The following is a 14,271-nucleotide window of genomic DNA, read 5'->3' on the forward strand; positions in this document are numbered from 1 at the left end:
TTATTTTGCGACGCCCCCTTTTTATATATTTAACTATGAAACTAGTTAAATAGTTGTTGTCATAGTACGTATTTCATGGATTTTCTTATTTTCTTTTACAGCTTTCTATTAGGTCTATTATTTTTCCAAGGCTGTCCCTTTGTTTGCTTTTGCTCATGTTTTTAATATATGTTTCTTTATCTCTATTAACTTCCTCAATAGCTTCTAAAAGAGTCAATGCATTTAAATTTTCTTCCTCTACAACTTTACTATATCCAGATTTATTAAAAGATTTAGCATTTAAAATTTGATCCCCTCTACTTGCTTTAGCTGATAGTGGTATTAAAATATTTGGTTTCTTTAAAGCTAAAAGTTCAAATATAGTATTAGACCCAGCTCTAGAAACTACTATATCTGACAATTGCATTAAATCTGATAACTGTTCTTTAATATAATCAAACTGAGCGTATCCCTCAACTACATTAAAACTTTTATCTAAATTACCTTTTCCACATAGATGTATTACATTGAAAGTTTTAAGTATGTCTTGAAGTGCTTCTCTAACACATTCATTTATAATTCTTGAACCTAAGCTTCCTCCAGTAACTAAAATTACAGGCTTATCATCTTTAAATTTACAAAATTCCTTAGCCCTTGTTTTATTTCCCTTAAATAGTTCACTTCTAATTGGTGAACCTGTAAGTACAGCTTTCTTTTTATTAACATGGTCCATAGCCTCTTCAAAGGTAACACAAATCTTTGTTGCATAAGGCATGGATATTTTATTTGCTAGACCAGGTGTAATATCTGACTCATGTATTATAATTGGAATTTTATTAAAATAAGCTCCTAACACCACTGGAACTGATACAAATCCTCCCTTTGAAAAAACTATGGCTGGTTTTTCTTTTTTTATAATTGATTTTGCTTCAAAAACCCCTTTAATAACCTTAAAAGGATCTGTAAAGTTCTTTACATCAAAATATCTTCTTAACTTACCACTAGAAATACTATGATATTTAATTTTTTCTGCTTCTATAAGTTTTCTTTCTATTCCATGTTCAGTACCTATATACTGTATTTCATATCCTAGCTCCTTTAGCTTGGGCACAAGTGCGATATTGGGAGTTACATGTCCAGCTGTTCCTCCACCTGTCATAATGATTTTTTTGTTACTCAATTTAAAAGTCCTCCTAAAATTAGCTAGTAAAAGCTTTAATAGCCTTGAAATATTTAAAATAAAAATATCTAAGCCTTAGACGAGTATATGTAATCTCGCTAAAGCTAAAAATAATGTTATTACTATATAGATCTTTATTATAATATGTTTTTTATTATATTAGATATATTATGCTTCTTATTAAGTTATGCCACATATGAAGACAAATGTAAATATAAAATATAAATTTTATATTAAAAACTATTGAATATATACATAAAAAGGTAATTTCTCATAATCTTTCATATGTTACCACCCATTCTCTTAAATAATCTTCTTATATCCGGGTACAATACTATTATCAAAACAAAGGAGGTGAAAATACATGTCAAACAATAATAATAATTCTAATCAACCAGCAGTACCTCAAGCTAAAGCAGGTTTAAACAAATTTAAAATGGAGGCTGCTCAAGAAGTAGGAGTTAATCTAAAAGAAGGATATAACGGAGACCTAACTTCTAGAGAAGCTGGATCAGTTGGTGGTCAAATGGTTAAAAAAATGGTTGAAGCTTACGAAAAAAATCTTTAATTAAACATTTGTAAGTAGCATGTGGTAAGTTTATTATTTAAGAAGTTAGCAAAATTTGTTTAAATAATAAGAAGTTCCCATTAATATGTTTGTTGACTTCTACTAATTTATTGGAGGAGGAATATAAAATGACAAGCAAAAGTAGATTATTAGTACCAGAAGCTAAAGCAGGTTTAGACAGATTTAAGATGGAAGCAGCTCAAGAAGTTGGAGTTAACCTAAAAGAAGGATATAATGGTGATTTAACTTCTAGAGAAGCTGGATCAATCGGCGGACAAATGGTTAAAAAAATGGTTGAAGCTTACGAAAGAAATTTATAGGATATATTAATATCTGAATAAATTATTTAATAGTAAGTAAACCCTAAATAGGAGATGCATCTTATAGGTGCATCTCTTTATTAGTTTAAGACATCTTCAAAAATAAATAAGCTATATTGCCCGTATATTTCACTTATTATTTATTTTAAAATGCTTAATTTTATATCTTTAAGTTTTAATTGCACACTTCTTCTTCCCATATATTCATTTATATCTGGCTGAAATAATATATTTAGAAATAGACTCTTTGGTCTTATATATCCATTTCCAATATCTCCATATTCATCACCATAGATATCTTTTAAAATCTCAATAACTTCATCTCTTTTATTGAAATATAAACCATCTATCAGGTTATTGGTACCTTCCACATTAAATCTAAATTTAACATGCTGATATTCACTGCCTAAAAATCTTATATCTGCTACTAAAACTCTATTACCTTGAAGAATTGGCGTTGGATTTCCCTTTCCAAATGGCTCTAATAACTTGAATTCTTGTACAACCTGTTCCCCTACATAGTTTAATTTTATGGGAGAGTCTACTCTCATTTTAGAAGCAAGATCTTCCTCACTTAAATTACAGTTTTCATTTAATAATTGTCTAAACTTTGCAATATTTTTTTCTTCAATGGAAAGCCCTGCCGCCATTGGGTGTCCACCAAACTTGCTTAGTATATCCTTACATTTTAGCATTTCTTCAAACATATTATATTCTTCAATTGATCTACCTGAACCTTTTGGCATATCTTTTCCCTGAGTTAAAATAAAGGTTGGTTTCCCATACTTTTCCTTAACTCTTCCTGCTACAATTCCTGCAATACTCTCATGGATATGCTGGTTATATACTACAAGGACTCTATCATTTGTCAAAGAAGAGCCTTCTATGTCAGCACAAACTTGTTCCACACTTTCTGCTGTAAGGTCTTGCCTTTCCTTATTAAGATTAAAAACCTTTGTAGCTATATCCATAGCCTCACCCATATCTTCACAAAGTAGTAGATCTAAGGATAGCTCAGCAGTTTCTAGCCTTCCTGTAGCATTGATACAAGGGCCAATGTTAAAGCCTACATTATAACAAGTTACCTCATCCTTTATATCGATTATATGTTTTAAAGCTTTTATTCCTAAATTTCTTGTATTAGAAAGTATCTTTAGCCCTTCCTTTGCAATGATTCTATTTTCATCCATCAAATCTACAACATCACATATAGTGCCAATGGCAGCTAACTCTAGAAGATCATCAGTATTTCTATCTTTCATATTCATAGCTTCATATAAAGCTAAAGAAAACTTATAAGCCACACCAGCTCCACATAAAAGTTTAAAGGGATAATTACAATCCTCCTGCTTAGGGTTTATTAGGGCATCACTACTTGGAATTACCACCCTTCTTTCTCCATTTACCTCCTCAAAGGGAAGTTCATGGTGATCTGTGATAATAACCTTTAAGCCAAGTTCCTTAGCTCTTTTTACCTCTTCTATAGCAGAAATCCCATTATCGCAACTTATTATAAGATTAAAGCCTTCCTCTGCTATGGTCTCTATTCTAGAAATACTCATACCATAGCCTTCATTTTCCCTATGTGGTATATGATAAGCTACTATTCCACCACAACTTTTTATAGCCTTATAAAGAATTGTAGTACTAGTAACTCCGTCTGCATCATAATCTCCGTAGACCATAATTTTTTCCTTATTATTTATAGCCTCCACCATAATCTCTATGGCCTTATCCATATCTTTCATAAGATAAGGGTTATATAGCTTATCCAAAGATGAATTTAAAAATTCATCTGCCTTTTCCTTAGTATCTATTCCTCTATTCATGAGCACCCTAAGAGTAATAGGAGTAACCTTTATATCCTTAAGTAGCTCCTTTAGAACCTCTATAGAGCACTGACTATCTTTCCAAACAGTATTCACCAAATCACCTTACCTTTAATTCCTTATGATTCCTAATGTTTCCTTAATAAATACCTTATTTATCATACTAAGGATTTCTTCTTCTGTGCAATTACTTAGTTTATAAAACTCATTTAAAAGTAATTCTCCACCACTGTGCATTATTTCATAGACAGCTAGATGCATAGATAAAACTATGGATTTCTCTAGAGTTAACATTCTCTTTAAATTTTGACTTTTTATATATTTTTTAACGAAATCTTCAGTGAATATGCCCTTTAAAGTTTTTACTTTATCAATGTTTTCTTTAATTATCTCCCTAACCAAATCAATATTTTCCTTAGATGTAGATAAAGTTATGGTATATAGTTTTATGCCCTTTTCTCCCTTAACCTTTCCTTGAATATCATATACTAATCCTCTCTTAGTTCTGATTTCATCATAGAGNNAGTGCCCCCTACAAAATATTCATTAAATAATTGAAGTAAGGTAACTTCCCTTTCACTTAGGTTATGAATTGGAAATATATATTGAACTTTGCATCCATTAATGGAGAGATTCTCTTCAATAAACACTCCAGCCTTAGGATTCTCGTAAAGGGAAAAAGTCTTTTCTTCTTGGTTTTCCCTTGATGAAACTCTTTCGAAACTCATTTGGATCAAGGATGGCTTTACCCCTTTCAGTGCTGCTATTTCACAGGTGTTATGTGTTAATAAAGGTTTTGTCTTTTTCAAGGATGTTATTTCACCTTCAATGATTTCAATAACCTCACTTAGCTCTAAAGCTGTTATCACAGAAATTACACAGTTATCTAGGGTGTAAAACTTCTCATGATACTCCCTTATCTGTTCTAATGTTAGAGCCTTTATAGTTTCTTCTCTGCCTATGATTAACTCCTTTATTCTTCTTTTTTCAAAGATTTCATAGAATAAAAAATCTTCACAGTGCTGAACTACGTCATCACTCCACTCCTTAAGCTCCTCTATGATAACTGCCATTTCTTCCTTAAAACCTTCTTCTCTAAAGGCTGGATTAAATACTATATCAAAATATATATTAAAGGCATTTTTAAAATCTTCCTTTAAGGAGCTTCCATAATAAACTACATAAGGATAATTAGTCATAGCATTATGAAATCCTAGGTACTCATTGCATATTTCATTGATTTCCTTCTCACTTTTACTATGGGTACCCTTAAACACCATGTGTTCTACAGCATGGGCAATTCCCATGTTATTAAAATTTTCGCTATTAGCTCCTGCTTCTAGTCCTATGGTAAAAGAAGTTATATTCCCTGGAACTCTTTCATAAAGCAACCTTACTCCATGTTTTAAAAATATCTTATCCATGTTATCCCCACTTTACTTCTATTACTTAATTAGCTCTACCTTTTCTATAAAGTCATCATCCATAAACACAATTATATTTTTACCTCTACCAGCTCTATTTTGAATTGGTAACGCTCCTAAATCAACTATATTCTCTTGACCATTCTTAGTAGTTATTTTCAGGTTTTCTTCAAATAAATCTACGCATAATTCATTATTTTTATTTGAAATAGCGCCACTTCTTGCCTTTGCAAAGATAACTTTATCATCATCCTTTAAGCTAATTCCCATAACTCCAGTGGCATTTTTCCCCATGACATTTATGGCTTCTAAATCAAATTTAAGGCACATACCCTTTCTTGTGAAGAGTAACCCTTCTCCTTTATCAGCTTCAACCTCTACTTTAATTAGCTTATCCTCTGGAGTCTTAAATTTATATGCTGAGATATTTGTAAAATCACCTGTGAATTCTTCTATACTAGTTTTCTTTACTACACCCTTTTCAGTAAAGAAGTAGAAATTTTCTTTAGAACTTCCTCTAGTATCTACAGATATTATTGCAATCACTGGATTCTTAGAATCATAACCTTCAAATAGCTTTTCCAGTTCAATACCCTTTTTATCTATGTTTTGTATCATTAAGGCTGACATTTTAAATAACTCTCCATGAGCTGTAAATAAGAATAACTCACTACTAGAGTTTGATGTAGTTATAACCGATTCTCCACTTCTTCTACTTGAAGTTTTTAAAATTCCCTTTTTATTAACAGTTATATAGAACTCTTTATAGTTAAATTCATCTGCATAACTACACTGAGTTATCCTATCTCCATGGGTTAAATTAACTATAGGTTTTCCAACTATACCTCTATCCACTGGCTCAACCTTAGGCTCCTGTGCAATGAAGTTTAATCCCTTAGCCGTAGTTATTTCAATAAATTTTTCTTCTATATCTTTATCTACTAATTCGACACTTATCAAGTCTTCATCCTTTTTAAGCTTAATACCTTGAAGTCTTGAATTATTAGTAATAAACTTGCTCAATTCAGTTTTCTTGATAAGACCTCTAGAGGTTATAAGGAGCACATCCTTAGTAATAGAGAAATCCTGTACTACAAAGGCATTTACTATTTCTTCCTTATCTAAATTTAGAGTCCTAATAAAGCCCTGAATTCTCTCACCCTTATCTCTCCACTTAAACTCAATTAAATTTGCAACCTTACATTGATACATATTTCCTTGATTTGTAAAGATACATAGGGTATCTCTAGTATTACATTCAAAGAAGAATCTATTAAAGTCTCCTTCTCTATACTCTATATCCTCCGTATTTTGTGTAGTTCTAACAAAGGATTTTAAAGCCGTTCTCTTAACATATCCATCCTTAGACATGGTTACTACCACATCTTCCTCTACTATAAGTTCTTCCAACTGAATATTAGCATCACTATCATCTTCTAAAATAGTAGTTCTCCTTGGGTCATCATATTTTTCCTTAACCTCTAGAAGCTCCTTTTTAATAACTTTAATAAGCTCCTTTTCACTACCTAATACCTTCTTAAGTCCTTTAATCTTAGTCTCTAATTCCTTATGTTCCTTTTGGAATATTTTAATTTCAAGGCCTGTAAGTCTATAAAGCATCAACTCTAAAATAGCCTCTGCTTGAGGGTTAGTAAAGCCAAATTTGCTTATTAGATTTTCTCCTGCATCCTTTTTAGATTTAGATGCCCTTATAGTTTTAATTATTTCATCCATGATTCCAATAGCTTTAATAAAGCCTTCTACAATATGGAATCTCTTTTCTGCTATTTCTAGCTCTCTTTTTGTTCTTCTTGTAATAACTTCCTTTTGATGTTTTATATAGTATTTAATTATAGTCCTAAGTCCCATGGTTCTCGGCTTTCCACCAGCTAAAGCCACCATATTAAAGGATATATTACATTGAAGCTCCGTTCTCTTAAATAGATATTTGAGGACTCTATCCGCCGTTTCCTCTGTAGTGTTTTTCTTAAATTCTACAACGGCTCTAATACCATTTCTATCAGATTCATCTCTAATATCTGCAATGGCTTCCACTGCTTTGCTATGCTTTTTATCCCCTGTTAAATCTGAGATGGCTTGAAGGAGCTTAGCTTTATTTTTTCTATAAGGAAACTCTGAAATAACAAGACCAAGTCTACCGTTTTCCAAGGTTTCAAAATGAGTTTTAGCTCTTAAAACCACTTTTCCCTCCCCAGTTTCATAGGCAGCCACTAAAGAATCCTTACCCATTAGTATTCCGCCAGTAGGTAAATCCGGTCCCTTTATGTATTCCATAAGTTCTCTAGTAGTAATTTCCTCATTATCTGCATAGGCAATAGCTCCATCAATAACCTCTCCTAAGTTATGGGGTGGAATATTGGTAGCCAATCCTACAGCAATACCAAAGGCTCCGTTAACTAAAAGATTTGGATATTTTGCAGGCAAAACTGTAGGTTCCTTTTCTGTATCAGAGTAGTTATCCATCATATCCACTACATCTTTATCTATATCTTTAAGCATTTCTAAGGCAATTCCAGATAGTCTAGCTTCTGTATAACGCATAGCAGCTGCACTATCTCCATCTATAGACCCCCAGTTTCCATGACCATCTATAAGGGGCTTTCTTGTAGTAAAATCCTGAGATAAAATTACCATGGCATCATACACTGATGTATCTCCATGGGGATGGTACTTACCTAGAATATCTCCTACTATTCTGGCAGACTTATAGTATGGCTTATCTGGGAATGCCTTAAGCATATAAGCTCCATATAAAATTCTTCTATGAACAGGCTTTAGTCCATCCCTTACGTCTGGAAGTGCTCTATCCTTTGATACTTCTACAGCATAGGGAAGATAGTTCTCTGGCATAGCCTCATCTATAGAAACATCTATAATATTATTATCTATTGGAATTGGTTCTTTTTTCTTTGCCATTGTAACACCTCCTAAAATTCACCATGATTGTACATATAATTTCTTCTTGGCTCTACCACATCTCCCATGAACAAGGAAATCATCTTTTCAGCCTTAGCAGCATCCTCAATGGTAACCCTTTGAAGAGTTCTTGTAGCTGGATTTAATGTAGTATCCCAAAGTTGGTCTGCATTCATCTCTCCTAACCCTTTGTACCTTTGAATCAATGCACCCTTACCAATTTCCTTCTTAGCCTTATCTAGCTCTTCATCATTGTAAACGTACTTATTAACCTCACCATTTTTAGTGATTTTATAAACCTTGTAAAGAGGTGGTAATGCAATAAATAAATTTCCATTTTGAATAAGTTGTCTCATATATCTATAAACATAAGTCATCCAAAGGGTTCTGATATGATATCCATCTACATCGGCATCACTTAGTATAATTATCTTTCCATACTTTAATTCCTCTGGTTTAAAGTTTTCTAAAACTCCAGTTCCTATAGCAGTATTAAAGATTCTAAGCTCTTCGCTAGCAAGAACATTTTCTAATTTTTGTTTTTCCGTATTCATAATCTTACCCTTAGAAGGCATTATGGTTTGGAATCGTCTATCCCTTGCTTGTTTTGCAGAACCTCCCGCAGAATCTCCCTCCACCACTATAAACTCAGTATATTCTCTGTCTTTTAAAGTACAGACAGCTATTTTCCCTGCCAGTGGCGCAGTACCATTTCCTATCTTTTTCTTCTCTGCTTCATTTATTTTTTTAATTTTCTCTCTTCTAGCTGCAGCTGAAATGGCATTATTAATAATTACAGTAGCTAGCTCTTTATTATCCTCTATCCATTCACTTAGCTTATTATAGGCAAGTTCATTCATTGCAGAATAGGCTTCAACATTTCCTAGCTTAGTTTTAGTTTGACCCTCAAAGACTGGATTAGTAATTCTTACCTTTACAATGGCAGTCATACCTTCTCTAATATCGTCCCCTTCAAAGTCCTTATCCTTTTCCTTTAAAAGATTTAACTTCTTACTACCTTCTTTAAAGGCTCTAGTCATACCAGTCTTAAATCCTGTTTCATGGGTACCAGCTTCCTTGGTAGGAATATTATTTACATAGCTAGCAATATGCTCTGCAGTAGAATCTGTAAACTGTATGCATATTTCTCCTAATACCATAAGTCCATTAATTTCTCTTTCTCCTTGAAAAATTATTGGTTCTTTATGAAGGACGGTTTTACTTTCATTTAAATAATCTATAAAGTCTAAAAGGCCTCTCTCTGAATGATATACCTTTTCTACAACTTCATCTTTCCTCGTATCTCTTAGAATTAAGGTAATTCCTTTATTTTGAAAGGAAAGCTCCTTTAATCTTTCATCAATTATTTCAAATTTATAATCTATATTTCCGAAAACTTCACCATCTGCTAAAAAAGTTACTTTAGTACCAGTTTCATTAGACTTTCCTACAATCTTCAAAGGTGTAGCTGGGGTTCCCGGCATGTCCCTTTTAAGTTCTTTGTCATATCCATAATGAAATCTTTGTAAATAAATATTTCCCTTTTGTTTAACTTCTACCTCTAACCACTTAGATAGAGCATTTACAACAGCAGCTCCAACTCCATGAAGTCCTCCTGAGGTCTTATAGTTATTATTATTGAATTTACCTCCTGTGTGAAGTTCTGTATAAACCATCTCCACCCCAGATTTATTTTTAACAGGATGTATTCCTGTAGGTATTCCTCTTCCATTATCTTCTATAGTAACAGTTTTATCCTTATTTAAAGTAACTATTATCTTATCTCCAAATCCATTGGCAACTTCATCAATAGAGTTATCTAGTATTTCCCATATACAATGGTGCAGACCCTTAGTCCCCGTCGAGCCAATGTACATTCCAGGCCTAATCCTTACTGGCTCTAATTTCTCAAGAGATGTGAGATCTGTAACTTCATAAGTCCCTCTATTATTCTCCTTTTGCGCCATATTATCCCTCCTTAAAAGTTGAGTTACATTTGTTATTGTATAACTTTATTCCAAAGGAGTAAAGTTTTTTCTTGAAATTCCAAAACAAACGTTCCTATTTTTACGGTATTTTTTCTATTTTTTAAAAAATTAAAATTCTATCCCTTTAATGAACTGCAAAGTTATCTATTTAAAATATAGTAAATATTAAAATTTCATATGAAAAAGCCTATAATTACTGTTCTACTAGGTTTTCGCAAAATATTTATTAATCTTATATAGAATGTATAGCTTGCGCTTTAATATTATTGTTAGCGAATGCCATTTGTAGGAGCATTAGATTTACTTAGGATTTATGAATGGTAAAATCGTTAGGCAACACAACTTGTTTGAGTTCATGCGAGTTGTTGTGTTGTAGATTTTACCTTAAATAAATCCTTTTAGTAAATCAATGCTTCGAAACGGCTGAGCGATAATAATATAAGTACATGCTATACGTTCATTTAGATTAGTTTATTTTACGAAAGTCCTATAAACATTAATTATAAGCTTTACTTAATATACATATTTTATTCAGAATCCTGTTTATTCTTCACATTTTAAATTATCTATAAAGCTTTTTAATTCTTTTACTCCTTCATCTATGGAGTTTATCATAAGCTTTTTGTCATATTCATACTTATCAGAGCTGTGAGTATATAGTGGGTCATAGTACTTTACCATAAGATCTTTAACTACTTCCTCATACTGATCATTATTAACCATATCACAATAAATTTCTATATTTTTTTCACTGATGTGTTTCTTTAATCTTCTTAGTGCATCACAAATTTCTTCATTACAGCTATTATTTTTAGTATATTCATCAATTATTACTTTACTTCTAAAATCTAAAGGAGCATCTACAAATATATGAATTCCCTTTTTCATATAAGAATGTATATATTCAGGAATTAAAACTCTTCCTATCCTTCTACTTTCTGCTTCAATGAATACATATTTACCCTTAACAGCCTTTAATTCCTCATAGATATTAGATTCAAACTGCTTTTGACTAGTACCATCACCAAGACCTACAGCACCTAATATGGAGCCTCTATGGTTAGCACATCCTTCTAAATCCAATACATCATATCCATTAGCTTTAAGTTTTTTTAAAATCTCAGTTTTTCCAACTCCCGTATTACCATGAAGTACTATATATGTAACTTTTTCATTAACCTTAGGCAACGCCTCATTGATAAAGGCTCTATAGCCTTTATAACCATCCTTGATTCTGCTAACTCTCATGCCAAGGGCACCTAAAAGATCCGTAATAGATGCGCTTCTCATGCCACCTCTAGCACAAAATAATACTACATTTTTATGTTGTTTTTCAAGCTCATGAATTTTATCATATATATAAGGAAGTTTTTTAGATACTGTCTCTACACCTAATCTCTTTGCTTCATCAGTACTTTTTCTAGTATATATGGTTCCAATAAGTGCTCTTTCTTCATTATTAAAAAGAGGAATACTTACTGCACCGTTAATAGTAGCCTCATTAAATTCTCCTGTGCTTCTTACATCAACAAGGACATAGTCTCCAGTTAGATCTTTATATTCTATGGTTTTTGACATAATCATTCCTCCAAATTAAGTAACATCTTTCAATAAGAAGTCATTTGTTTTACAATGGCTAAACTTCCTATAATTTTCTCGTAAACAACACTTGCAAACCATAGTAATTTCAAATAACTACAACTCTATCTATTCTATATTGTAATGATTAATATGTCAAACCCGTAATAATCCTGAGGTTTATTTTCAATTTATTTAAAATATAATTTTATTTTCATTTAAAGTGCTGGTTTAATTTTCACTTAAAGTATTGCCTTTAAAGGTTGTATTAGTGTAGGTTATTACGTCACTACTAATATAATTACCCCCTTCAACCCAGCTGTTTAAACATTCCTTAATATCCTCTGTAACCATATCCCTATTTATTTCATTTAATATTTCATGTCTTCCACCTTCATATAGTTTATAACTTAAATTTTTAATACCTAAATTTTTAAAAGTATCAACTAGAGATAATATTCCCTTGCCATAATTTCCTACTGGATCCTTATCACCACTAAACATGGTTATAGATAAGTTTTTGGGTATGCCAGCCAGGTTGTCCTTTTTATGTATAGCCTTCATTCCCCTTGAAAAATCATAGAAAAAGGATACTGGAAAAACTCCTCCACAATAGGGGTCTAGAATATATTTTTCTACTTCCTCCTCGTCCCTACTTAACCAATCATATTTAGTTTTTTGATTTTCTACTAGCTTATTATAATTTCCAAAGCCTAAATCATCCATTAGCCTTCCATTAGCTCTTCTACCTCTAAGATTCATTATAACTTTTGACAAAAATATTCCCATATTCATTGAAGAATTAGGTTTACCACCAGTTCCAGATAAAATTACACCTTTAACAGTGTCTCCATATATCTCCATATATCTTTGAGCTATGAAAGACCCCATACTGTGACTAAAAATATAAACATCTAGTGATGGGTTTTCTTTTTTTATAAAATTATTTATTTCACGTTGATCATGCACCATATCATGGAATCCATCATTATCGCTAATATATCCTAAAGAACTTAGGCTTTCTGCAGACTTTCCATGGCCTCTATGGTCATCAGCATAAACTATAAAACCATCCCTAACTAATTCCTTTGCAAATCTATCATATCTGCTACCATATTCAGCCATACCATGGATAAGTTGTATAACTCCTTTAGGTTTAACACCTTCATTTAGCTCCCATTTGTATAAATAAATCTCTTTTCCATCTCTCATTTTTAACTTCATTTCTTTATATGTCATAATATACCCCACCTAAAATATTTTATTTAAATAATCTTCAAATAATTCCCTTATAATAAATTATATATAAATTTTTTCAGGCTGACAACAGTTCACTAAAAAAATCGGTATTATAATTGCTAAGCAACACATACCGATGCACAAAGGATTATAGAGCTATTTCTACATTTTCCTTAGAAACTTGATTTACTATATTATTTATCCACTTGTTACTTTTATATCTTCTAACTACAACAATACATTTTACAATTTCCTCTGCTGCTGTAACCGAAACCACCATATATATTGGAAGATGTAATATAAAGGCTGACACGAAAGATAATGGGATTCCTATACCCCATAGGGTTATTCCCTGTACAATTGCACCATACTTAGCATCCCCACCTCCTCTTAAGATTCCAACTACCAAAATTACTGTAAATACTCTAAGAGGCATTAGAGCAGAGTATACATATAGAATCCTTAGAGAATTTCTTAGCACTTCCTCAGAAACCTTAAACACAGTTAAAACTATTGGAGAAGTTATAGCTAAAACTACAGCTAATATAACTCCTGTAATCAAAGAAACTACACATAGTCTTCTAGCATAAAGTAATCCTCGTTTTTCTCTTCCAGCTCCAATTTCTTTACCTATAACTACCACCGCCACATTGGCAAGTCCAAAGGTTATAATCATAAATAGATTAAAGATGGTTGTACATATTTGTATAGATGCTGTAGCTTGAGTTCCTATTCTTCCATAAATTACTGCATAGGTTAGGTTGCCCAACCCCCAGCAAGCTTCATTTAAAAGTACTGGCATCATAGTTACAAATACGCTTTTAGCCAGCTTCCTTGTAATACTAAATAAATCTTTAGCTTTAGCCGCTAAAGTATTCTTAGAAATATAGGTATATAGAACTAAAAGTGCACATTCTGAGCCTCTAGCTATGATGGTGGCAATAGCTGCCCCCCTAACTCCCATTTCTGGAAAACCTAATAAACCAAATATAAGGACAGTATTAAGAACTCCATTTACAACTAGCCCTAAAAAACTAGCTAACATTGGAAGTACAGTATTTTCTACACTCCTTAAGGCAGCTGCATAGTTAAAAGATATAGCTGTAAAGATATAGCTAAAGCAAACTATTTTTAGATAGCTCGCTCCTATTTTAATAACTTGAGGATCTATGTTGAAAATTGAAATTATTTTCTCTGGAAATAATATTCCTCCTTGTATAATGTAGTCA

11 protein-coding genes are annotated in these 14,271 nt (G+C 32.1%); 2 read left to right on the top strand and 9 right to left on the bottom strand.

The window, feature by feature from the left end; all coding sequences use genetic code 11:
• Nucleotides 1-85: 85 nt before the first annotated feature.
• On the bottom strand, nt 86-1,159 hold the full coding sequence (locus B2671_RS11615) for an undecaprenyldiphospho-muramoylpentapeptide beta-N-acetylglucosaminyltransferase (RefSeq protein ID WP_346870572.1): 1,074 nt from the start codon (nt 1,157-1,159) through the stop codon (nt 86-88).
• 364 nt (nt 1,160-1,523) lie between these two features.
• Between B2671_RS11615 and B2671_RS11620 the strand changes: the two genes are divergently transcribed.
• Nucleotides 1,524-1,727: a small, acid-soluble spore protein, alpha/beta type gene (locus B2671_RS11620; RefSeq protein ID WP_150845036.1), complete on the top strand. Its 204-nt coding sequence runs from the start codon at nt 1,524-1,526 to the stop codon at nt 1,725-1,727.
• Between the two features lie 128 nt (nt 1,728-1,855).
• Complete coding sequence (locus B2671_RS11625; RefSeq protein ID WP_035129176.1) at nt 1,856-2,047, top strand: alpha/beta-type small acid-soluble spore protein; 192 nt, start codon at nt 1,856-1,858, stop codon at nt 2,045-2,047.
• Between the two features lie 140 nt (nt 2,048-2,187).
• On the opposite strand, the gene recJ is transcribed toward B2671_RS11625, so the two are convergent.
• From recJ to B2671_RS11665, 8 genes are all read right to left on the bottom strand, one after another.
• Nucleotides 2,188-3,972 carry a single-stranded-DNA-specific exonuclease RecJ gene (gene recJ / locus B2671_RS11630; protein ID WP_346870573.1) on the bottom strand — a complete coding sequence of 595 codons (1,785 nt, stop codon included), beginning with the start codon at nt 3,970-3,972 and terminating at the stop codon, nt 2,188-2,190.
• A gap of 15 nt (nt 3,973-3,987) precedes the next feature.
• Nucleotides 3,988-4,419, bottom strand: coding sequence for an insulinase family protein (locus B2671_RS11635; RefSeq protein ID WP_346870580.1), 432 nt, complete (start codon nt 4,417-4,419; stop codon nt 3,988-3,990).
• Nucleotides 4,365-5,300, bottom strand: coding sequence for a pitrilysin family protein (locus tag B2671_RS11640; RefSeq protein ID WP_346870574.1), 936 nt, complete (start codon nt 5,298-5,300; stop codon nt 4,365-4,367). The genes B2671_RS11635 and B2671_RS11640 overlap by 55 nt, the downstream gene beginning before the upstream one ends.
• A gap of 21 nt (nt 5,301-5,321) precedes the next feature.
• Nucleotides 5,322-8,237, bottom strand: a complete 2,916-nt coding sequence (locus tag B2671_RS11645; RefSeq protein ID WP_346870575.1) for a DNA topoisomerase IV subunit A — start codon at nt 8,235-8,237, stop codon at nt 5,322-5,324.
• Nucleotides 8,238-8,248: 11 nt separating this feature from the next.
• Nucleotides 8,249-10,204 carry a DNA topoisomerase IV subunit B gene (locus B2671_RS11650; RefSeq protein WP_346870576.1) on the bottom strand — a complete coding sequence of 652 codons (1,956 nt, stop codon included), beginning with the start codon at nt 10,202-10,204 and terminating at the stop codon, nt 8,249-8,251.
• A gap of 564 nt (nt 10,205-10,768) precedes the next feature.
• On the bottom strand, nt 10,769-11,803 hold the full coding sequence (gene mnmH / locus B2671_RS11655; protein WP_346870577.1) for a tRNA 2-selenouridine(34) synthase MnmH: 1,035 nt from the start codon (nt 11,801-11,803) through the stop codon (nt 10,769-10,771).
• Between the two features lie 231 nt (nt 11,804-12,034).
• Nucleotides 12,035-13,042 (bottom strand): alpha/beta hydrolase, encoded by a 1,008-nt coding sequence (locus B2671_RS11660; RefSeq protein ID WP_346870578.1) that lies wholly within the window; start codon nt 13,040-13,042, stop codon nt 12,035-12,037.
• A gap of 148 nt (nt 13,043-13,190) precedes the next feature.
• On the bottom strand, nt 13,191-14,271 hold a 1,081-nt coding region (locus tag B2671_RS11665), incomplete at its 5' end, for an MATE family efflux transporter (protein ID WP_346870579.1).

Source organism: Clostridium sp. UBA5119 (assembly GCF_002414285.1).
Taxonomy (GTDB): Bacteria; Bacillota; Clostridia; order Clostridiales; family Clostridiaceae; genus Clostridium_J; species Clostridium_J sulfidigenes.